The organism is Myxococcus xanthus, from assembly GCF_006402735.1.
Classification (GTDB): Bacteria; Myxococcota; Myxococcia; order Myxococcales; family Myxococcaceae; genus Myxococcus; species Myxococcus xanthus_A.
Genome location: NZ_CP017174.1, coordinates 8,208,965 through 8,229,135, shown reverse-complemented (window position 1 = coordinate 8,229,135; position 20,171 = coordinate 8,208,965). Strand labels below are relative to the sequence as shown.

Below are 20,171 nucleotides of genomic sequence, written 5' to 3'. Positions count from 1 at the left end.
CGCGTCCGGTTGACGGGTTGCTGGGACGTACCGGGAAAGGGTTCAATACGGACCCCGTCGTGGTGAACCCCCGCACCGCATGAACTCGTCAACCCAACCCGCCCGGTTGAGACCCTTCCGGCCCCAGCCCTTTGGCCGGTACACGCTCCTGTCCCATCTGGCGACGGGGGGCATGGGCGAGATCTACCTCGCGCGGTTGGAGGGGGCGCAGGGGTTCGAGAAGCTCTGCGTCATCAAGAAAATCCTCCCGCAGCTGGCCGCGGACACGGACTTCGTCGAGCGCTTCGTGGGCGAGGCCCGCACCCTGGTCCGCCTGAGTCACGGCTCCATTGCCCAGGTGCTGGACATGGGCCTCCACGAGGACGAGGCCTACATGGCGCTCGAGCACGTGGACGGCAAGGACCTGCGCAAGGTGGCCGCGCGCGTGCGGGACAGGCAGATGCCGCTGCCTGTCACATTCATTCTCTACACCATGGGCCGGGTGCTGGACGCGCTGGCCTATGCGCACCGCAAGAAGGACGACGACGGGGAGGACCTGAAGCTCGTCCACCGGGACATCTCGCCGCAGAACATCCTCATCTCCTACGAAGGGGAGGTGAAGGTCATCGACTTCGGGCTCGCCAAGAGCCGGCTGTCGGCCGCGAAGACGAACCCCAGCATCATCCTGGGCAAGTTCCTCTACATGTCGCCGGAGCAGGCGCGGCACCAGCCGGTGGACCGCCGCAGCGACCTGTACGCGGTGGGGCTTTGCCTCTACGAGCTCATCTGCGGGAAGAACCCGTTCGACGGCATCCACCCGGGTGAGCTCATGTCCCTGGTGGCGAACCCGCGAATCGCGCCGCTGGACCAGGTGGAGCCGCTCACTCCGCCCGCGGTGACGGCGCTGGTGGCCAAGGCGCTGGCGGTGGAGCCGTCGCAGCGCTTCCAGACGGCGGAGGAGTTCCGCGGGCGGCTCCAGGCCTGCCTGATGGAGATTGATTCGAGCGCGGGCCCGGAGAGCGTCAGCCGCTTCATGCGCGAGCTGTTCTCGGCGGACTTCCAGTCCGAGCGGCGTCTCCTGGCGAGCCTCAAGGACGTGCCGCGCCTGTCCACGGAAGAGGTCCGTGCGCTGGCCTCGATGCCGGATGATCCGCTGGCGCCGAAGATGACGCACGCGATGCTGCCGGCGAAGACCATCCGCCTGGATGGCCCGGTGGAGCCGCTGTCGTTCTTCCCCACGCCCCGCAGCCGCGAGGGCGGTGGTCCGGTGACGGACGGTGAGACGCGCCCGGGTGTTCCGATGGACGAGTCCACCCGGCCCGCGTTCCCCATCGAGGCGCTGGAGGAAGAGGCTCGGGCGCGGGGCGTGCGCCAGGACACGGCGCCCTCGGTGGAGGTGGGGCCCGAGGCCTTCGTTCGCGGCGGCGGGGTGAGTCCTTCGTCTGCTCCGATTCCTCGCGCGCCCGCGATGACGCGCGAGGTCCAGATGACGTCGATGCCGCCCGAGGCGGTGCCGCCGGGTGTGGCCGCCGCGCGTGCGCTGCTTCCGTCGCACATGCGGCCGACCGAGCTGGCGATGCCGAGCCTGGGCGGGCCGTCTTCTCCCGAGGACGCGTCCGTCCAGGTGGAGTCGACGGATGCGAAGGCCGAGTCGCTCCGGGGCAGGGCGTCCGAGGCGAGCCCGAGCGTGATTGCCTTGGTGGGCGCGCCCACGCCCGCGGTGCCGCCGCGTGGGTCGCAGGGCACGGTGAACTCGCGACCTCCGCCGCCAGGGGCCGAGCCTCACGCGTCCGCAGCGGTGCTGCCTCGCACCGGCGTGGTGGTGATGCCCGCGGTCAACGTGCCTGCTCCCGCGCCGTTGCCTCGCACGTCGGCGCTGGAGTCAATGCCTGCCGTTGAGGTCTCGGAGGGGGCTGCCGGATACGAGGACGATGAACCCTCGCTGTCCGACGACGAGGACTCCGCCTCGGCGCGGGAGGGCGCGTTTGGGAGTGCGGCGCCGGTCGAGGAGCTGTCGTCGCGGGAGGACGAGGCGGCATTCAGCGAGCCGCATCCTTCTGGCCCGATGCCTCGAACGGCTTCGGTGGTGATGGCGGCCGTCCAGCCGCCTCCGCCGGGCTCGACGCCGGCTCGCGCGACGTCCGCGGTGGGCTCGCCGGATGAGGCCGCGGCTTCACGCTCCCTGTCGTCGGCGGGCATGCCCGCTGTGGGCGCGCAGGCGGGGACTTCGTCTCGCGCCATTTCCTCCGTGGAAGTGGCTGCGTTGGATGCGCAGGACGAGGACGCTTCAGACTCGGCGTCTTCCGTGGACATGTCCTCGGAGGACGGGACGCCACCGCGCACGATGTCCTCGGCGGGGATGCCGGCCGTGGGGGCGGAGCACGTTGCGCCGCCGCGCTCGATGTCGTCGGCGGGCATGCCCGCTGTGGGTTCTCAGACCGGAACGCCAGCGCGGCCCCTGTCCTCGGCGAGCGTACCCGCCTCGACATCATCGGGTTCCGCACCTGCTCGGACGGCTTCGGCGGTGATGGCTGCGGTGTCTCCCGCCCAGGCTGGCATGACGCCCTCGCGGGGCATGTCTTCGCTGGGGGCACCTCAACCTCCGAGGGGGGCAACGCCCTCGCGAGCCATTCCCGCCGCGCCTGCATCGGGAGCGACGGCTTCCCGCTCCGCGCCCGTGGTGGATGAGCCCGCCGTGGACACCACCCCCGCTCACGGCGGGCGGGCCCTCTCCCCCGAGGACGAAGCCGAGGCCGGCCTTTCTTCGACTGACGCGCAGTCACATGAAGGCGCTTCGTCGGAGCTGCCCGTGCTCTCCACCGAGGATGTGGGGCACGAGGAATCCGCGGCGAGCATCGCCGACGTCGACACGCATCCGCGCATCCACCGCCCGTCGCGAACCGAGCGCCACGACGACACCCAGCCCCGCGTCGCGCATCACGCCGACACGGACCCTCGCGTCACCCGTCATGACGACACGCATCCGCGCGTGGTGCTGGACGCGGGCCTCTTCAATGACGTGAATGGCTCCGAGGACGAGGAGCGGTCCGGCGTCTCCCGGCCCAGGTCTCGGCGGGCCCGGCCGTCTTCGCCGGGGATGGCACCGGCCAGCACCGCGCGCAGGACAGGTTCCGTCTCCGCTGTGCGCCCCACCGCGCCTGCCCCCGTCGTGACGGAGGAAGAAGAGGACGAGAGCGACGACGATGTCCGCGTCTCCCTCACGCCCAACGAGGAGACGCGGCGCACGACGATGCCCGTCCGCCCGGAGACGCGCTCGGCCGAGCGCATCGCGAAGGAGGACACCCGCCGCACGACGATGCCCGAGCGCCCCGAGCGTCGTCGCAAGGGCCCGCTGGTGCTCGTGCTGGTGTTGCTGTTCGTCAGTCTGGCCGTGGTCGGAGCCTTCTTCCTGGGCCCCCCGGAGCTCCGCGCCCAGGTGCTGCGCCAGTTCATGCCGAAGGAGCCCGAGGGGCCGCCGCCCGCGCAGCCCCTGCGTCCCTCCGCTCCCGACGAAGCGCAGGCGGGCAAGGCTGCCAACGAGAACGGCCCGCCTCCCGAGGGGAACGCAGCGCAGGCTCCGGGAGCCTCCACGCCCGCCGGTGCCACGCCGGGAATCCCCACGCCCAACGCCGCGCCGCCCGCCGGTGCCACGCCGGGAACCCCCGCTCCGCCCACTGGTGCCACGGAAGGCAGAGACGCGCTCGATGACTCCTTCCTCGCGCCGCTGGACACGCAGCAGAAGGACACCGAGGCTCCCACGAAGCGCGCGGCGCCGGTCCGCAAGATTCGCTCCGCTCGCGCCCGTCAGCTCACCGTGCTGGAGAGGGAGTGGCGCGAGACGAACGCGCTCTTCAACCAGCTCAACGCGGAGCACTCGTGCGTGGTGCTCGGCCTCTGGTGCACGCGGTACGCCGAGGTGAAGAGCGAGGTGGATGCCGCGGGCAGCAGCGACAACCCGGAAGCGCTGCGCAAGGTCCGGGCGATGAAGCGCTACCTGCTGCAGAAGCAGAAGGAGCTGTACTAGTCCCGTGGAGCCCTTGCTCGTCACCCGGGCGCTGGTCGCGGGCTACGGTCCTCGTCCCATCTTGCATGGTGTGGCGTGCGAGGTCCGGCCCGGTGAGCTGTGGGCGGTGCTCGGCCCCAACGGGACGGGCAAGAGCACGCTGCTGCGCGCGGTGCTGGGCATGGGGCCCTGGACGCGCGGAGAGGTGCGCCTGCTAGGCCGCGAGCGCGCCGCCTGGGCGCCCCGAGCGCTCGCCCGCAAGGTGGCGTGGGTGCCGCAGACCTTCGAATCCACGGAGGGCTTCAGCGGCCTGGAGCTGGTGTTGATGGGCCGCAGTCCGCACCTGGGCCTCTGGGGCCTGCCGTCCGCGGGCGACGTGGCGCTCGCGCGGGAGGTGATGACGGAGCTCGGCATCGCGCACCTGGCCGAGCGGCCCGCGGAGGCACTCTCTGGAGGCGAGCGCCGGATGTTGATGCTGGCGCGAGGACTGGTGCAGCAGCCCGAGTTGTTGCTGCTGGATGAGCCCACCGCCTTCCTGGACGTGGCCCATCAAGTGGGCTCGCTCGACCGCGTGCGCGCGCGTGTGGACGCGGGGCTGGGCGCGGTGGCGGTGCTGCACGACGTGAACCTCGCCGCCGCCTTCGCCACTCATGTGCTGCTCCTCCGGGACGGCCAGGTGCTCGCGCAGGGGCCGGCGAACGCGGTGCTGGAGCGTTCCTCCCTGGAAACGCTCTACGGGCTGCCCATGGAAACCGCGCTGGCTCCGTCTGGCGCCCGGCTCTTCGCGCCCCGAGCCCCCTCGCGCTGAACCTTCTTCGCCCCCCGGACGCCGGGCAGTTGACCGGACGTGCCGGGCGGGAAAGCCTGGACCGCCAACATGTCCCGCTACGCCATCGCCATCTTCGCTAGTGCGTTCCTCCTGTTCGGCGTGCAACCCCTGGTGGGGCGCTATTCATTGCCGTGGTACGGCGGAACGCCCGGCGTGTGGACGGCGTGCATGTTGTTCTTCCAGGCGGTGTTGCTGGGGGGCTACGCGTACGCGCACGGGCTCGCCTCGCGGCTGGCACCTCGCACGCAGGCCCGCGTCCACCTGGGCCTTCTGGTGGTGGCGGTGCTGCTGCTGGGCGCTCGCGCGTTGCTGGCGGGCTCGCCGGTGGCGCCCGGGCCTGAGTGGCGTCCGGAGGGCACCGCGCTGGCCGTGCCCCGGCTGTTGGCGATGCTGGCGGTCACCATCGGCCTGCCTTTCTTCGTGCTGAGCACCACCGGCCCGCTGCTCCAGTCGTGGTTCGCCCGCGCGCGGCCGGGCCGCTCGCCCTATCCGCTGTATGCGCTGTCCAACGCGGGCTCGCTGCTGGCGCTGCTCGGCTATCCCTTCCTGGTGGAGCCGTGGGTGGGGCGCGGCGCCCAGGCGTGGGGCTGGGGCGTGGGCTTCATCTTCTTCGCCGTGGCCTGCGCGGTGTGCGCGCTGGACGTGATGAAGCAGCCGGACACGGCGCCCGTCGCCACGGCCGCGCCCGTGACGGCCACGCCGCTGACGGAAGGCCCCGGGGCGGAGGCCGGCGCCGAGGTGGCACGCCCCACCGTGCGCGCCACGATGACGTGGCTCGGCCTGAGCACCTGCGCGTCGGTGCTGCTGCTGGCGACGACGAACCAGCTCTCCCAGGACGTGGCGGCCGGCCCCTTCCTCTGGGTGCTGCCCCTGGCCGTCTACCTGCTGACCTTCATCCTCGCCTTCTCCCGCGAGTCCTTCTATTCGCGCACCGTCTACGCGGTGCTGCTCATCGCCTCGGGCGCAGGGGTGGCGCACGCGCAGACGCAGGGGCCGCAGTCGTCGCTCGCGCTCCAACTGGCCGCGTACTCAGTGGCCCTCTTCGCGGGCGGCATGGTGTGCCACGGCGAGCTGTACCGGCTGCGTCCTCCGCCGCGCCACCTCAGCGCCTTCTACCTGTGGGTGTCCGCGGGCGGCGTGCTGGGCGGGCTGCTCATCAGCGTGCTGGCCCCCGCCGTCTTCAGCGCCTACTGGGAGTATCCCCTGTCGCTGGGCGCGTGCTGCGTCGTCGCGCTGGTGGGCATGGCGAAACAGGAGGGCGAAACGACGCGGACGCAGCGGCTGCAGCGCGTCCTGCGCGGCGCCATGCTGCTCCTGGTGGCCGGACACCTGACGTACACCATGGCCCGCGAGCAGGGCCGCGCGCGCTTCGCCTCACGCAACTTCTTCGGCGTGGTGCGGGTGATGGAGCAGGGCGTGGGCTCGCCGGAGGACCACCGCTTCACGCTCCTGCATGGCGCCATCACCCACGGGCTCCAGTACGTGACGCCCGAGCGCAGGAGTGTGCCCACGACGTATTACACGCCGGAGGCGGGCCTGGGGCTGGCCATCGCCGAGCAGCGCCGGCTGCGCGAAGCCGTGGGGCTGCCCGCGGGACTGCGCGTGGGCGTGCTGGGACTGGGCGTGGGCACCAGCGCCGCGTTGCTCGAAGCGGAGGACACCGGGCGCTTCTACGAAATCGACCCCGCGGTCATCGCGCTGGCGCAAGGCGAGGGCGGCTACTTCTCTTATCTGGGAGACACGCCGGCGAAGGTGGAGCTCGTGGAGGGGGACGCGCGCATCTCCCTGGAGCGGGAGCTGGAGGCGGGCGGCGCGCAGGGCTTCGACGTGCTCGCGCTGGACACCTTCTCCTCGGACGCGGTGCCGGTGCACCTGCTCACCCAGGAGGCGGTGGCGCTCTACCGCGCGCACCTGGCGCCCCATGGCGTGCTGGCGCTGCACATCAGCAACGTCCACCTGGACCTGGTGCCGCTGACGCTGGCTCACGCGCGGGCCCTGGGGTTGCACGCGGCGCTGGTGGTCAACGAGACGCAAGGGGACGCGCTGCGCAGCAACTGGATGGTGCTGAGCCCGGACCGCGAGTTCTCCTGGGGCCCCACCTTCACCCGGGCCTCCGCGCGCGTGCGCCGGCTGGGCCTGCGGGAGGACCCCGACTTCACGTGGACGGACGAGAAGAGCAGCGTGCTGCACGTGCTCCGCCGCGGCAGGCCCTCGGCGAGCGTCAAGGACGTGGAGGCGTCCTCCGGCCCGCCCGGCCCCGCGTCCGCCCAGCCCGGGACGGAGTGACTCAGGCGCGCGGCATCGCCTGGGGGCCGGAGTCGGCGACGGCGCTCAGGTCGAGCGCCACCAGCACCACCAGCACCCCGCAGGGAATCGCCAGGGTGGCCGCGCCGAGCCGGGCGAAGAGCAGCGGCCCCAGCGTGCAGCCGCCCAGGAAGGCGGAACCGAGCCCCAGGTGCAGCCGCGTCCGCTCGAATTCAACAGCGGTGGGCAGCGCCCATAGGCGGCGTCGCAGGCCCGGCAAGCCCTGGCCCCGCGTTCCCTCGCGCAGCCAGGAACCCAGCCGCACCACCTGGATGCCGATGTCGGTGAGGATGCCGGTGACGTGCGTGGTGCGCACCACGGCGCCGGAGACGCGGGTGACGAGCGCGTTCTGGAGCCCCATGGCATAGGCCAGGCCCCACATGAGCGTCGGCTCGTGTGGACTGGGGTGGTACGACAGCCAGACGCCGATGCCGCCCAGCGTGAGCGCCTCCAGCAGCAGCGCGGAGGAGTGGCGGCCCCGGGGGCGCTCGCGCGAGGCCTCCAGCAGCACCGACGCGGACACGGCGCCCACCACGAAGGACAGCAGGAGCTGCGCGGCCAGCCAGGCCAGGGCCACGTTGCCCGAGGCAAGGGACTCTCCCAGCGTGGCCATGCTTCCGGACATGTGCGACGTGTGCAGGCCCAGCGCCACGAAGCCCGTGGTATTCACCAGGCCCGCCACGCCCGCGAGCAGCAGTGACAGCAGTGTGTAGGCTCGCCGGTTCCCGGGAGACGATTCCGATGAGAAGGGCATCGCGGTGCCCGAGGCTAACACCGGCCTCGGGCAGGGGCGCGCGGAACTAGCCCGGCGGCCAGCCCAGCGGGCGCCCGGCCAGCAGGTGCAGGTGGATGTGGAAGACCGTCTGGCCGGCGTGCACGTGGGTGTTCATCACCACCCGGTAGCCGTCGCTCGGGTCCGCGTGCCCGCGCTCCTGGGCCACCTTGGCGGCCGCGGTGAAGAGGTGGCCCACCAGCTCGCGGTCCTCCGCCGTGATGTCGTTCACGGTGGGGATGTGCTTGTGGGGGATGAAGAGCACGTGGGTGGGGGCCTGGGGATTGATGTCCTCGAAGGCCACGCACACGTCGTCGCGGTAGACCACCTTGGCGGGGATGAGCCCGTCGCGAATCTTGCAGAAGAGACAGTCGGACATGATTTCCGGCTTACCAGCGGCCGGAGCCCCACGGAATGGCTTCCGTGGCCTTCCGTTGCCTGTCGGAAGCCGCATTTTGCCTCCCGGTGGGGCGGCCGGGCCCCGGGTCTCCTACCTGGGCCCCTCTCGTTGAGGGCCCAAGGAACGCTGTCCCCCTCAAAGGGCCCCACCGGTGATATCCACGCCCTGACGATGAAATCCATCCGCATCTCCCAGCTCCTCGAGGACCGCGACTACGACTTGCGGCTCAATCTCGTTGCCGGCGGCGGCGGGCTGTCGCGCATCGTGGTGTCCTCGCGCATCCAGAAGCCGGGGCTGGCGCTTGCGGGCTTCACCGAGCACCTGCATCCGCACCGCGTCCAGGTGTTCGGCAACACGGAGATTTCGTACTTGGCCACGCTGCCGGAAGAGCGGCAGCGCGAGTCGCTGGCGCAGCTCTTCGGCGAGGAGGAACTGGCGTGCGTGGTGGTGACCAAGGACCTGGACATTCCCCAGGCCCTCATCTCCGCGTGTGAAGGCGCGGGCCTGGCGCTGATGACGACGCCGCTGCTCTCCAGCGAGTTCATCATGCGAGTGCAGACCTTCCTGGAAGAGGCCCTCACCGAGTCCAGCAGCCTGCACGGGGTGTTGATGGACGTGTTCGGCGTGGGCATCTTGCTGCTGGGCAAGAGCGGCATCGGCAAGAGCGAGATTGCCCTGGACCTGGTGATGCGGGCCCACCGCCTGGTGGCGGACGACATCGTGGACGTCACCCGCCGCAAGGGGGCCGTCTACGGCGCTGGCAACCCGGTCATCAAGCACCACATGGAGATTCGCGGCCTGGGCATCATCAACATCAAGGACCTGTTCGGTGTGGCCGCCATCCGCGAACAGAAGAAAATCGAGCTGGTCATCGAGCTCCAGGAGTGGGACCCCCACCAGGAGTACGACCGGCTGGGCGTGGAGGACCGGCATCTCCAGATTGTGGGGGTGGACATCCCCCTGTCGGTGGTGCCTGTTCGTCCGGGCCGCAACATGGCGACCATCATCGAGGTCGCCGCGCGTAATCAGTTGCTAAAGCTACAGGGCCACCACTCGGCGAGAGAGTTCGCCGAGCGACTCAATCGGGCCATCGCCGAAGGGGCGATGCGCCGCACCCTGGGAGAAGAGGTCGAGTGACCGCCCCCGCGAAACAAATCGTCATCATCACCGGCATGTCCGGGTCCGGTAAGTCCACCGCCATCCGCGCGTTGGAGGATTCGGGCTTCTTCTGCATCGACAACCTGCCGGTGCTGCTCTTGCCCAAGCTCACGGAGCTGGCGGGGGGCGGCCACTTCGAGCGCATGGCGCTGGTGGTGGACGTCCGCGAAGGCGTCTTCCTCAAGGACGCGCCCCGCATCCTCGCCGAGGTCCGCCGCGCCGGGCACCAGGTGGAAGTGCTCTTCCTGGACTCCAGCGACGACAGCCTCATCCGCCGCTTCAGCGAGACGCGCCGCCGCCACCCGCTGGCGCCCAACGGCACCGTCGCCGAGGGCATCAAGGCGGAGCGCCAGGCGCTGCGTGACTTGCGCGAGCTGGCCGACCAGGTCATCGACTCGTCCACGCTGAACGTGCATGACTTGAAGCGCATGGTGCAGGCGCGCTTCAGCCCGGAGCCCGCCGCGGGCCCCAGCCTGTCCATCATGTCGTTTGGTTACCGCTACGGCGTGCCGCCCCAGGCGGACCTCGTCCTGGACGTGCGCTTCCTGCCCAATCCGTACTTCGTCCCGGAGCTGAAGGGGCTCACGGGCAAGGTGTCGAAGGTGGCGGCCTACGTGCTGGAGCGTGAGGAGACGCAGCAGTTCCTCGAGAAGGTCGTGGACCTCTGCCGCTTCCTCTTCCCCCGCTACCAGAAGGAGGGGAAGGCGTACCTCACCGTGGCCCTGGGCTGCACCGGGGGCAAGCACCGCTCCGTCGCCATCGCCGCGGAGCTCACCCGGCGCCTGACGGACGAAGACACCCGCGTCCAGCTCTGGGACCGGGACATCGAGAAGGAATAGCGCCGCCAAATTGCAATGCGGCTGCGTTGCGATTTGCTCCCGTTGAATGACAGACAGAATTTCTGTCGGGTTTTGGAGGGATGGGGTTGAATCCCCATCCCTCTTTCAACAAGGGAGTCCCCGCATGCGATTCATCAAGTCCGCTGTCTGGCTTTGTGCCGCTGCGTCATTCGCCGCCTGTAGCGCCCCCGAGGAGTCTCCGGAGCAGACCGGGCTGGCGCAGCAGGAAGCCGCGCTGACCACTGGCACCACGCAGGGCTGTACGTACTCCATCACCGCCGATTCGGTCCCCGGCACCGTTCCGCCGCGGTACAGCGTGTCGCTGTCGCGCGCGGCCTCCAGCACGTGCCCCTGGCCGGCGGCGAGCGTGACGTTGGATTCGGGCTCCTATGCCTTTCCCGCCCGCGCGCTCCTGGCGAACGGCTACGGCCTGGCCGTGACGTACACGGGCAAGTACTCGCCCAGCGGCAGCTCGCCCACCTCCTGCAGCGTGCGGCAGATTGACCCGGAGACCCTGGCGGTGGTGCGCAGCTCGGGCGTCGCGGTGTGGCTGGGGTCGGGCAACATCTACAGCTGCAACCTGGACCAGACGGATGGCGGCGCGACGCTGGTCGTCTTCGGCACGAAGAATGGCCGCATCTACGGTGAGACGGGCAGCGGCAGCAACTACGTCGCCACCTACTACGACTTCTTCACCACCACCACGGCGCCTGTCTTCTACGCTTACTGAGTCATTGCGCGCTCGGTAGCGCGGGACCCAGGGTCGTGATGGCGCCAGGGATTGATGTTGCCAAATTGCAATGCAGTTGTGTTGCAGTTTGCTCCAGTTGAATGCTGGACAAGGACTCTGTCAGCTTTTGGAGAGGTGGGGATGAGTCCCCATCCTCTCCGTACCGGAGTCCCGACATGCAAGTCTTCAAGTCCACCGTCTGGTGTTGTGCCGCCGTGTCCCTGGCCGCTTGTGGCGCCCCCGAGGAGGCCCCCGAGCAGGAGGCGCTGGCGCAGCAGGAGGCCGCGCTGGTCACCGGCACCACGCAGGGCTGCACGTACACCATCTCCTCCGTGCCGGTGCCCGGCTCCATGCCTCCGAGCCTGGACATCGTCGTGACGCGGGCGGCGTCCAGCACGTGCGCCCATGGCGCGGGCAGCGTGACGCTGGGAAGGTCCTACAACACTCCGTACCTCGCGCTCCTGGCCAACAGCTACGGCGTGGCCACGGCCTTCTCGTACAAGCCCACGCCCAGTGGCAGCTCGATGAATCGCTGTCAGGTGAACCACATCGACCCGGCGACGCTCGGCATGGTCCGCTCGCATGACATCGTCGTCATGTACGGAACGAACCATGTGAGCTCCTGCGCGCTGGACCAGACGGACGGCGGCGCGACGCTGGTGGCCTACGGGACGAAGGGTGGCCCGCTGCCGGGTGAGGTAGGCAACCGCCCCAACTACGTGGCCACGTATTACAACTTCTTCACCAGCACCACGCCGCCTGTCTATTACACCTACTGAGACAGGTTCCGGGCGCGCGCCTCAGCTCGACTCGCCCAGGCTGAGGCGCTTGCTGCCCACGCCGTTCTTGTCCGCGAAGGACGCGGTGCGCTCACGGTTGAGCTGGGCCAGGGTGTCACGCTCCCTCTGTTCGCCCACGTCCGTGCGGTTCTCCAACGCGAAGATGCCGCCGCTGCCGTGGTGCTCCTTGCCGGCCTGGACGGCGCGCTCCAAGTCCCTGGCGGCCACCCAGTACTCGCCATTGACGGGGTCCTTCACGCGGAACAAGTCGTCCGACGTGTCGGCCGTCCCGTTGCTGTTGACGCCGTCGAGGGTGACCCAGTGGAGCTGGCCCGGCCCGTTGCGCCGCTGCTCGGGCGCGAGCGCGCCATTGAGGATGGCATTGGAGTCCACCAGCGCCAGGCCGAACTGACCGGCCTTCATCACCTTGCTCGTCGCCGCCGCGTCGAAGTCGGCGAAGCCGTCGGTGACTTCGATGCCCAGGCCCCCTAGCGCGGTCGCCATCTCCGTGGGCGTGGCGCCATCATCCAGGTTGACGTCCACCGGGGCGTGGACGGACCGGGCGCCGCTGACCTGCGACGCGCGCTCGCGGACGGACTCCCGCTCCTGCTTCTCGCACAGGTTGCCCTTCGTCACGCTGCGGCTCGCCCGGCTCAGGAAGGCCAGCGTCGCCTCGCCGCAGCCCGTGTCGGAGCGCTGCGCGATGACGGATGCGGTGGGCGCCCAGCCCTTGTCGGCCTGGGCCTGCGCCGCTTCATTCTCGGGTGCCAGGTCCCGCAGGTAGGGGAGTTCGCTGGTCCCCGTGCTGTCCGGCACCGACAGCCGCGGCACGCCCTTGGGCGCGGGCTTCGTGTCCTGGAAGGAGTCCCGCTCCGGGCGGGGCGCCGCGGGGGTCGGGCTGCTCACTGGCTTGGCGAGCGGGGCCTCCATGGGCGGCCGGACGTCCTTCAACACAGCCGGCTGGAAGGGGGTGGACAGGGCCTGACGCGCTGAGTTGAACACGATGGTGACAGTCTTGGTCATGGCGGACCCTCCCGGACTTCCTTCGCCTGTTCGCATTATCGGCGGCATGTGTGTGTTGTTGCGTGTGAATCCTTCATGGGCGCAGGAGGTCGCTCGCTTCCCGGTACACTTGCGCCATGGCCAACACCGATGACCGGGGCTCGGGTGCTGATGATTCGCCAGAGCTGTCCACGCAGGTCGTGTCAGCGGATGTGCAGGGGGCGGTGCCGCGCAGCGCGCCGCATACGGCGGAGCCTCCCTCCGCGCGCGACGCGGCTGGGGATTGGCGCTCGCGGAGCCCGCTGGGCCAGCGGGTGGGGCGCTTCATTCCGTTGAAGCTGCTGGGGCAGGGCGGCATGGGCGCGGTGTTCGCGGCCTATGACCCGGACCTGGACCGCAAGGTGGCGCTCAAGTTGTTGAGCGTGGAGGCCCGCTCCGCGGACGAGGAGGGCGGGCGTGCCCGGCTGCTGCGCGAGGCGCAGGCCATGGCGCGTGTCTCCCATCCCAATGTCATTCCCATCTACGAGGTGGGCACCTGGGACGCGCAGGTCTTCTTCACCATGGAGTTGGTGGCCGGTGGCACGCTGGCGGACTGGCGACGGGAGAAGCCCCGTTCCTGGCGCGAGGTGCTGGAGAAGTACCTGCAAGCGGGACGAGGGTTGGAGGCCGCGCACGCGGCCGGGCTGGTGCACCGCGACTTCAAGCCCGCCAACGTGCTGGTGGGGCGTGACGGCCGCGTCTGCGTCACCGACTTCGGCCTGGCGCGCCCCGTGGACAACCTGCCCCTGGACGAACAGCCCACGCTGGCGCGCGTGCGCGCCGCCTCGGAGGCGTCGCGCCCGCTGCATGACCCGCTCACCGAAACGGGCGTCGTCCTGGGCACGCCGCCGTTCATGTCCCCCGAACAGTTTCGCGGCGAGTCCCTGGACGCGCGCTCGGACCAGTTCAGCTTCTGCGCGGCGCTGTACCGGGCGCTCTACAACCAGCGTCCCTTTGACCCTGACGAGCTCTCGCGGGCCGCGAAGGCGCTGCGGTCCGCACCCGCGAAGGTGACGGCGCCGCTGGAGCGAGCCGGGCGGGAGCCCTCGCCCATCCACGAGCCGCCGAGCGACGCCCGTGTCCCCGCCTGGGTACGGCGCGCGGTGATGCGAGGGTTGTCGCTGGCGCCGGAGGCGCGCTTCGCCTCCATGGGGGCGCTGCTGGAGGCGCTGTCGCAAGAGCAGCAGCGCGCACGGGCCCGCAAGGCGGGAGGCATGGCCGTGGCCACGGCGGCGCTGGTGGGCGCGGTGGGAGGCGGGCTGTGGTTTCAGTCCAACGTCTGCGCGGGCGCGGAGGGGTTATTGGCGGACAGCTGGGGGCCCGCGGCGAGGCAGCGGCTGTCCTCGGCCTTCGCGGCCACGGGCAGCCCGCTGGCGGGGGATATGGCGGGCCGGGTAGGGCAGGTGTTGGATGCCTATGCCAGCCGTTGGGCGCGGCAGCGCACCGACGCGTGCGAGGCCACGCGCCTGCACGAGGTGCAGCCGGAGGCGCTGTTCACCCAGCGCGTGGTGTGTCTGGAGCGGCGGCACAAGGACTTGCGCGCGCTGGTGGGCGCTCTGGCCCAGGTGGACAAGGCGGGCGTGGAGAAGGCGCTGGACGCGGCGTATGCGCTGCCCTCGCCCGAGGACTGCGCGGACGTGGAGGCCCTGGCGAGCCAGCAGCCCCGGCCCGCGGATCCGGCCATGCGCGCGGAGCTGGAGTCATTGGAAGGCGCGTTGTCGGAGGTGAAGGCGCTGGTGGACACCAGCCGCTATCCCCAGGCGCTGGCGGCGGCGAACGCGGTGGAGTCGCGGGTGCTGGCCGCGCGGTACGCGCCGCTGACGGCGGAGCTGCGCTTCCACCAGGGGTGGCTCCAGGCCGTGCTGGGGGAGAAGGAGAAGGGCGCGGGGCTGCTGGAGCAGGCCGTCTATGACGCCACGTCGGGACGGACGGACCGGCTGGAGGTCTCCATTCTCAACAAGTTGCTCTATGTGGAGGGGGAGCGCGAGCGCTTCGAGCACGCCTCGCAATGGGCACGTCTGGGCAAGGCGACCCTCCAGCGGCTGGGCGGGGACGCGGTGCTGCAAGGCGACCTGTTGGTGAACGAAGCCAACCTCGCGTTGATGCGCGGACAGACAGCAGACGCCCGGGCGTTGCTGGAGGAGGCCAACGCCGTGCTGGCGGACGCGCTGGTGCCGGGTCATCCGAAGCGTGCGCGGGTGACGTTCTCACTGGGGCGGGTGCTGCTGGAGGTGGGGGCCTTCCCGGAGGCCGCGCGGGTGATGGAGGAGGCGCTGCGCCAGACGGAGGCGGCGGTGGGGCCTCGGCACCTGGACGTGGCCCGGCGTCACCAGGGCTTGTCCATGGCGCTGCGTGAGCAGCGGGAGTTCGCGCGGGCCTTGGCGCATGCCCGGGCCTCCGTGGCGCTGCACCGTGAGTTGCTGGGCGACAGTCACCTGAAGCTGGCTGAGGCGCTCGACGAGGAGGGCATGAGCCTGCTCGCGCTGGGGCGTAATGAAGAGGCGCTGAAGGTCTACGAGGCGGCGCTGGCGGTGAAGCGCGCCCAGTTGGAGCCCGACGACGAGGACCTCCAGTACTCCTACGACGGCGTGGGGCAGGCCCTGCTGGGACTGGGGCGCACGCGCGAAGCCCTGGTGCCACTGCGCAAGGCGGTGGCCTTCACGGATGCGCAGGAGGACTCGCTGGGGGAGTCGGGCTTCGCGCTCGCGCGGGCGCTGTGGAAGGAAGGGCAGGGCGCGGAAGCGCGGACCGAGGCGGCGAAGGCGCGTGAGCGCTTCACGGCCTCGGGCCGGACGCTCCAGGCCGAAGCGGTGCGGGCCTGGTTGGAGGCGCTGCCTCCGGAGGCGAAGACGAAGCCCGCCCGTCCCCAGCAGCGGAGGCGCCGCTAGGGACGGGGGCTGTGGCTCACGGCGTGGTGAAGAAAGAGCTGACCGTGTCCGCCATGTGGAGGGGGAGCTTCTCGAAGATGGTGAAGGGCTCTCGCGTCACCTCCTGCTGGGGGCCGTCCATGGCCGTGACTCGCACCGTGTAGATGGCGTCGGGCGCCAGCGTTCCCACGGGGAGCCGTACCTCGGTGGCGGTGCCCGGCAGGTAGAAGAGGGTTTGGGTCACTGTGCTGGTAGTGGTGTAGCGCTGGAGGTTCACCCGATAGGCGGTGGGCGCGCCATTCGCGGGCGGCTGCCAGGTGATGATGGGGCTGGTGCTGCCCACCACGCGCTGGGACGTCGCGGGAATGCCGTCGATGGCCAGGCCGCGCGGCGGCGTCAGCGCGGGCACGATGGGGCTCGCCACCAGGTTTTCCAGGTAGTCCGACGTCAGGACCGAGCCACCGACGGAGCGCGTGGTGCTGGTGGTGCCCGGCAGGGTCTCCAGGATGCGGTACGAATAAGTCACTGTGCCCACCGGGCGCCACGACGACGGGTAGGGGTTTCCATACGGCAATCGGTCCGCGAGCGTGTACGAGGCGCCCGCGGGGAGCATGAAGTTGAAAAGCTCTCCCGAGTAGCCGACCCAGCCCGCCTGAGGGCCGTGGGCCGAAGGCTCGATGGAGAATGACGGCAAGCGCGGCGTGGCGGCGGGGTGGACTTCCGTGGTGAGTGAGGCGTAGTTGCCCAGGCGCCACTCGAAGGAGACATCCGACATGGGGACGTCCTGCAGGGCACCGATGAGGACGAGCGGCGTCACTCCATCCGCGGTGAAGTTGAAGGCAGGCAGCTGCGTGCTGCGGATGACGGCGGATGCGGCCAGGCGTTCACCCGTCGGAAGAAGGTCTCCGAAGACGTTCGTGAGTTGATTCACGTACAGCCGGTCCCCCTTCGCCGCCTCGAATACGGGGAAGTTGCCCGAGATGCCGTAGGCAGACACATCATACGCATTCAGCTGCGTCTGGCCCTCGGTGACAAAGTCGTAGATGGCCACGTCCGCCGTGAGGTCGACCTGACCGGAGACGAGCTGCAGCCGGCTGCCATTGGCGAGCCCGTCTCCATGCTGCCAGGGGGCGAGGTTCGTGAGGTTCAGGTACAGGGGCGTGGTGAAGTGAGGGGTTGGGACGGCGTCCTGACGTCCCAGGAAGTTCCGGCCAATCTCCATGCGCCGCTCGTCGGAGACGACGTAGAAGTGGCCCGTCTTCAGGTAGTACTCCCCCTGGGGCACACCGGAAAAGCGGTAGCCCTCCGAGGAGGGCGCGCCGGTATAGCGCGTGAAGCCGGTCCGGGTGCGGACGAGGAGCTCGGGAGGATTGGCGGACAGGTCCTTGCTCCGGACCGCGATGCCCACGGACGTGTAGAAGCGCTCGGTGTGGGTGATGACCACGTCGTCCGAGTCGGTATCGTCAACTTCGCGGGGTGTCTCGTCTTCGCCAGTGGGTTGCCCAGTCCAGCCTCCACCTTCGCCTGGGGTACCGTTGGGCCCCAGTGGCGCTGGATTGTCTTTGGGTTCGTTGATGACATCAGGCCCGCCGTCGGCACAGCCCGACAAGACAAGGCACATCGAGACACACGCCAGTCCAAGGCGATTCATGCGCATGAGTTCCCACGCTGGAAGGTGATGAGAGACAGCTGGCGCGGGAGTTTCGGGGAAGTCAGGTGATGTCTGCAACTCAACGCAAGGAGAGTCCATCTTTCCGCCAGGAGTTCAAATTGAAGTCCTGGCGGAAAGTGGACGTGCTCCTCAGGAGTCGTAGCCGTGGTTGCCCTTGAAGACGAGCACCTTGCCGCTGTCTGGATAGAACAGCACTGCCCAGGCCTCGTTGTCGTGGCAGTTGTGGCAGGGCACTTCGTACGTCGAAATCCATGCCTGCACTTCGCCGCCGCCGGCAAAGGCATCCACAGCGGCCAGCAGCTGGTCTCCGTCCCGCCAGGGATTGAAGAACAGCACCTGCCACAATTCGCTGCGATCGACGAAGCTGCCCGTGTCCGGGTACGGCAGCTGGGGGTTCAGCGCGGTGAGCTTCGCCATGACGGACTGAATCGTCTTGGGCTCGGTGGGGCACTCCGGGATGCTGTACGCGTCCACGGGCTCCAGGTGGTGCCAGCTCATGCCCGTGGACGTGGAGTTCCACTGGAGGCGCTCCGGCTCCAGGACCGAGGCGTCAATGGCCGTGAGCGCCAGGGGCGAGGTCGCTCCACCCTCACAGACGCCCGCGTACATGCAGCGGGACACCTGCCGGTAGGTGCCACACTCGGAGAAGTCCTGCGTGCCCTGCGGGCGCGACGAAACGCACGCGTGCACCGAAGGCAGGCAGGGCTGGCTGGGCCAGACCTCGTAGGCGTCGCCAGACGTGAGCGCCAGCTCGGTGACGCGCGCGACCAGCCGGGCTGTCTTCTGCGCCGTACCGCCGCCGGTGAGCGCGGCGTTGAAGGTGAGCGGCACGGTATGCGGGTCGATGGCCTGGTAGACGGCCGGGTACCGCCAGTCGAGCAGGAACTGGTCCGCGCTCACTCGGGTGACCGTCGGGGTCCCGTCGGGCGCTGTCACCAGGAGCGAGTTCGCCGCCGCGCTGACGTGCCCACGGTAGACGAGGACGTCGTCCCCATTGCGCACGTAGACGGGGTTGACCTCCGTCTCCACGTAGATGCCGCTGGCGCCGCGGAAGTCATAGAAGCGCGGCGCCACCACGATGCGCGCGGTGTACTGGTTCGGCGTGCCCGTGAAGGTATTGACGGTGATGAAGAGCGGCAGGCCAGAGAGCACGGTGTTCAGCTCGTGCCCCTCCTTCAGGACGACCTCGAAGCGGCGCTCGCTGATGATGGCCGCCGTGCCGAAGGCGTCGTCCGGGACGAAGCTGAACACGTGCTGCAGGTATCGGTTCGCGGTGGCGCGCAGGACGAGCGCGCGCTCCCCATCCCGCTCCTCGAAGGTGCCGAGCGTCTCGAAGCTCAGCTCGAGCGCGCCTTCGGACGCGTAGATGCGGGTGGGTGCCGTTGCCTCGGCGGTGACGACGCCTGTTTCGACCACCGGCTCGGGGACCGTGTCGGAACAGCCGGGCGACGTGAATGCGGCAAGACAAGCGAGAGCAAGACTGCGGAGCTGCATGAGTATCCTCCAGATTGAAAACCCGTGGATACCACCCCAACATGACATCTCCGTGAAACCCGGCCCCCGAAGAGGGCCGGGCTCCACGGAGGGATGGGCTCAGTCCGCGGTGAAATACACGTTGTCGAGCAGGAGCGTGTCCGCGGCCGGACCCGCGCCGGCGATGAAGACAAACGGCGCCTGCACCGCGTTGAGCTGCAACCCGCCCGCGACGAAGTCCGCCAGCGGAATGGCCAGGTGGTGCCACTGCCCGTCATTCGCGTAACCGTATCGTGACGCGGGGAGTTGGACGCTCTGGTCGTCGTTCATGCCAATGGACACGTTGGCGAAGCCCGGGTCGGCCGAGTTGAGGCTCACGTGCAGCGTCGTCCATCCATCCAGGTTGCGCGGCGTGCTCCAGTGCACGCCGAAGCCCAGCCACGTCTTGCCCGCGTGCACCACCAGGTCGGCCTGTCGGCCCTCGATGCGCGTGGTGGACGGCTCCAGGGAGAGGGTGCCCTCGTAGAGGTAGATGTGCACGGTGGTGTTGTCCACCGGGATGTCCTGGGAGCGGCCCCCCTCGTAGAAGCCCACGCCCAGGCGCCGCTGGCCCTCCACATAGGGGTAGGGGCCCGGGAGCGCCTCGTCGTTGGGTCCCCCGCCCGCGTCGGGCCGGTTGTAGCCCTGGTCCGTGTAGTCCGGCACGCCCGGGTCGGGACGGCAGCTCGCCACGAGCAGGAGCACCGCGAAGCCCGCGCGCCTCATGGCCGCACCGCCCGGTCTCCGCCGCCAGCCGTGCTCATCAGCACCCAACCGCCTTGCACCGCGCCCCCCATCTCCACGATGCCCTTGTACGCGGGCGTCGCCAGGTCGTAGGCGTAGGTGCCCGTGGCGTCGTACGTCACCGCGTCCGGGAAGGAATCGAGCATCGTCTGGTACGCGCGGATGGCCTGGAGCCGCACCTGCGGCAGGTCCTCCTGACGCGCCTCACCGTTCTGGTAGATGGCGAGCAGGTTGTTGCCCACGTAGAACTGGGCCTCGCCGCCCGGCTCGCGGGCCAGCAACGTGGCCCACGAATAGAACGCGGCCACGTTGCCGGCGCGGGATTCGATGTCCCACTTCGTCTCCGTGCCGGGCGTGCTGCTTCGGAACGGATTGTTCGGGTCGTCCAGCACGGACTGGTCCGGGTAGATGCCGACGTCCGGGCTGTGGAACTGGAGCGTGAGCCCGTCCAGGGATTCGCCATACACGAAGCTGGCGGGGTCGTAGCAGCCGGTGACGACTCCGGCGCAGGCCAGCAGAAGCCACGTCTTCATACGTCCTCC

15 protein-coding genes are annotated in these 20,171 nt (G+C 69.7%); 8 read left to right on the top strand and 7 right to left on the bottom strand.

What is annotated here, in order from left to right; genetic code table 11:
* Positions 1-79: 79 nt before the first annotated feature.
* The 3 genes from BHS09_RS33805 (at position 80) to BHS09_RS33795 (ending at position 7,097) form a co-directional block, all read left to right on the top strand.
* A complete protein-coding gene (locus BHS09_RS33805; protein ID WP_140800102.1) occupies positions 80-4,003 on the top strand; it encodes a serine/threonine-protein kinase in 3,924 nt (1,307 codons plus the stop codon).
* Between the two features lie 4 nt (positions 4,004-4,007).
* A complete protein-coding gene (locus BHS09_RS33800; RefSeq protein ID WP_140800101.1) occupies positions 4,008-4,790 on the top strand; it encodes an ABC transporter ATP-binding protein in 783 nt (260 codons plus the stop codon).
* A 69-nt stretch (positions 4,791-4,859) separates the two neighbouring features.
* Positions 4,860-7,097 (top strand): fused MFS/spermidine synthase, encoded by a 2,238-nt coding sequence (locus BHS09_RS33795; protein WP_140800100.1) that lies wholly within the window; start codon positions 4,860-4,862, stop codon positions 7,095-7,097.
* A gap of 1 nt (position 7,098) precedes the next feature.
* Here the strand turns inward: BHS09_RS33795 and BHS09_RS33790 are convergent, their stop codons facing one another.
* Positions 7,099-7,869, bottom strand: a complete 771-nt coding sequence (locus BHS09_RS33790) for a YoaK family protein (protein WP_237077718.1) — start codon at positions 7,867-7,869, stop codon at positions 7,099-7,101.
* Between the two features lie 46 nt (positions 7,870-7,915).
* Positions 7,916-8,266 carry a histidine triad nucleotide-binding protein gene (locus BHS09_RS33785; protein WP_140795489.1) on the bottom strand — a complete coding sequence of 117 codons (351 nt, stop codon included), beginning with the start codon at positions 8,264-8,266 and terminating at the stop codon, positions 7,916-7,918.
* A gap of 192 nt (positions 8,267-8,458) precedes the next feature.
* Here BHS09_RS33785 and hprK point away from each other — a divergent pair, with 192 nt between their 5' ends.
* From hprK to BHS09_RS33765, 4 genes are all read left to right on the top strand, one after another.
* The gene (hprK, locus tag BHS09_RS33780; protein WP_140795488.1) at positions 8,459-9,424 is read left to right on the top strand and encodes an HPr(Ser) kinase/phosphatase; all 966 of its coding nucleotides are present in this window, start codon (positions 8,459-8,461) and stop codon (positions 9,422-9,424) included.
* Complete coding sequence (rapZ, locus tag BHS09_RS33775; RefSeq protein ID WP_140800099.1) at positions 9,421-10,284, top strand: RNase adapter RapZ; 864 nt, start codon at positions 9,421-9,423, stop codon at positions 10,282-10,284. The genes hprK and rapZ overlap by 4 nt, the downstream gene beginning before the upstream one ends.
* 124 nt (positions 10,285-10,408) lie before the next feature.
* Entirely contained in the window at positions 10,409-11,014 is a 606-nt protein-coding gene (locus BHS09_RS33770) for a hypothetical protein (RefSeq protein WP_174260609.1), read from the top strand.
* 101 nt (positions 11,015-11,115) lie between these two features.
* Entirely contained in the window at positions 11,116-11,793 is a 678-nt protein-coding gene (locus BHS09_RS33765; RefSeq protein ID WP_140795486.1) for a hypothetical protein, read from the top strand.
* A 21-nt stretch (positions 11,794-11,814) separates the two neighbouring features.
* On the opposite strand, the gene BHS09_RS33760 is transcribed toward BHS09_RS33765, so the two are convergent.
* Positions 11,815-12,816 (bottom strand): hypothetical protein, encoded by a 1,002-nt coding sequence (locus BHS09_RS33760; protein WP_140800097.1) that lies wholly within the window; start codon positions 12,814-12,816, stop codon positions 11,815-11,817.
* A gap of 116 nt (positions 12,817-12,932) precedes the next feature.
* Here BHS09_RS33760 and BHS09_RS33755 point away from each other — a divergent pair, with 116 nt between their 5' ends.
* Positions 12,933-15,722: a serine/threonine-protein kinase gene (locus BHS09_RS33755; RefSeq protein ID WP_237079990.1), complete on the top strand. Its 2,790-nt coding sequence runs from the start codon at positions 12,933-12,935 to the stop codon at positions 15,720-15,722.
* 16 nt (positions 15,723-15,738) lie between these two features.
* Here the strand turns inward: BHS09_RS33755 and BHS09_RS33750 are convergent, their stop codons facing one another.
* From BHS09_RS33750 to BHS09_RS33735, 4 genes are all read right to left on the bottom strand, one after another.
* A complete protein-coding gene (locus BHS09_RS33750) occupies positions 15,739-17,145 on the bottom strand; it encodes a fibronectin type III domain-containing protein (RefSeq protein ID WP_140800096.1) in 1,407 nt (468 codons plus the stop codon).
* A 357-nt stretch (positions 17,146-17,502) separates the two neighbouring features.
* Complete coding sequence (locus BHS09_RS33745) at positions 17,503-18,867, bottom strand: hypothetical protein (RefSeq protein WP_140800095.1); 1,365 nt, start codon at positions 18,865-18,867, stop codon at positions 17,503-17,505.
* A gap of 99 nt (positions 18,868-18,966) precedes the next feature.
* On the bottom strand, positions 18,967-19,611 hold the full coding sequence (locus BHS09_RS33740; RefSeq protein WP_140800094.1) for a hypothetical protein: 645 nt from the start codon (positions 19,609-19,611) through the stop codon (positions 18,967-18,969).
* Entirely contained in the window at positions 19,608-20,162 is a 555-nt protein-coding gene (locus tag BHS09_RS33735; protein WP_237079989.1) for a hypothetical protein, read from the bottom strand. Before BHS09_RS33735 ends, BHS09_RS33740 begins: the two co-directional genes overlap by 4 nt.
* Positions 20,163-20,171 lie beyond the last annotated feature (9 nt).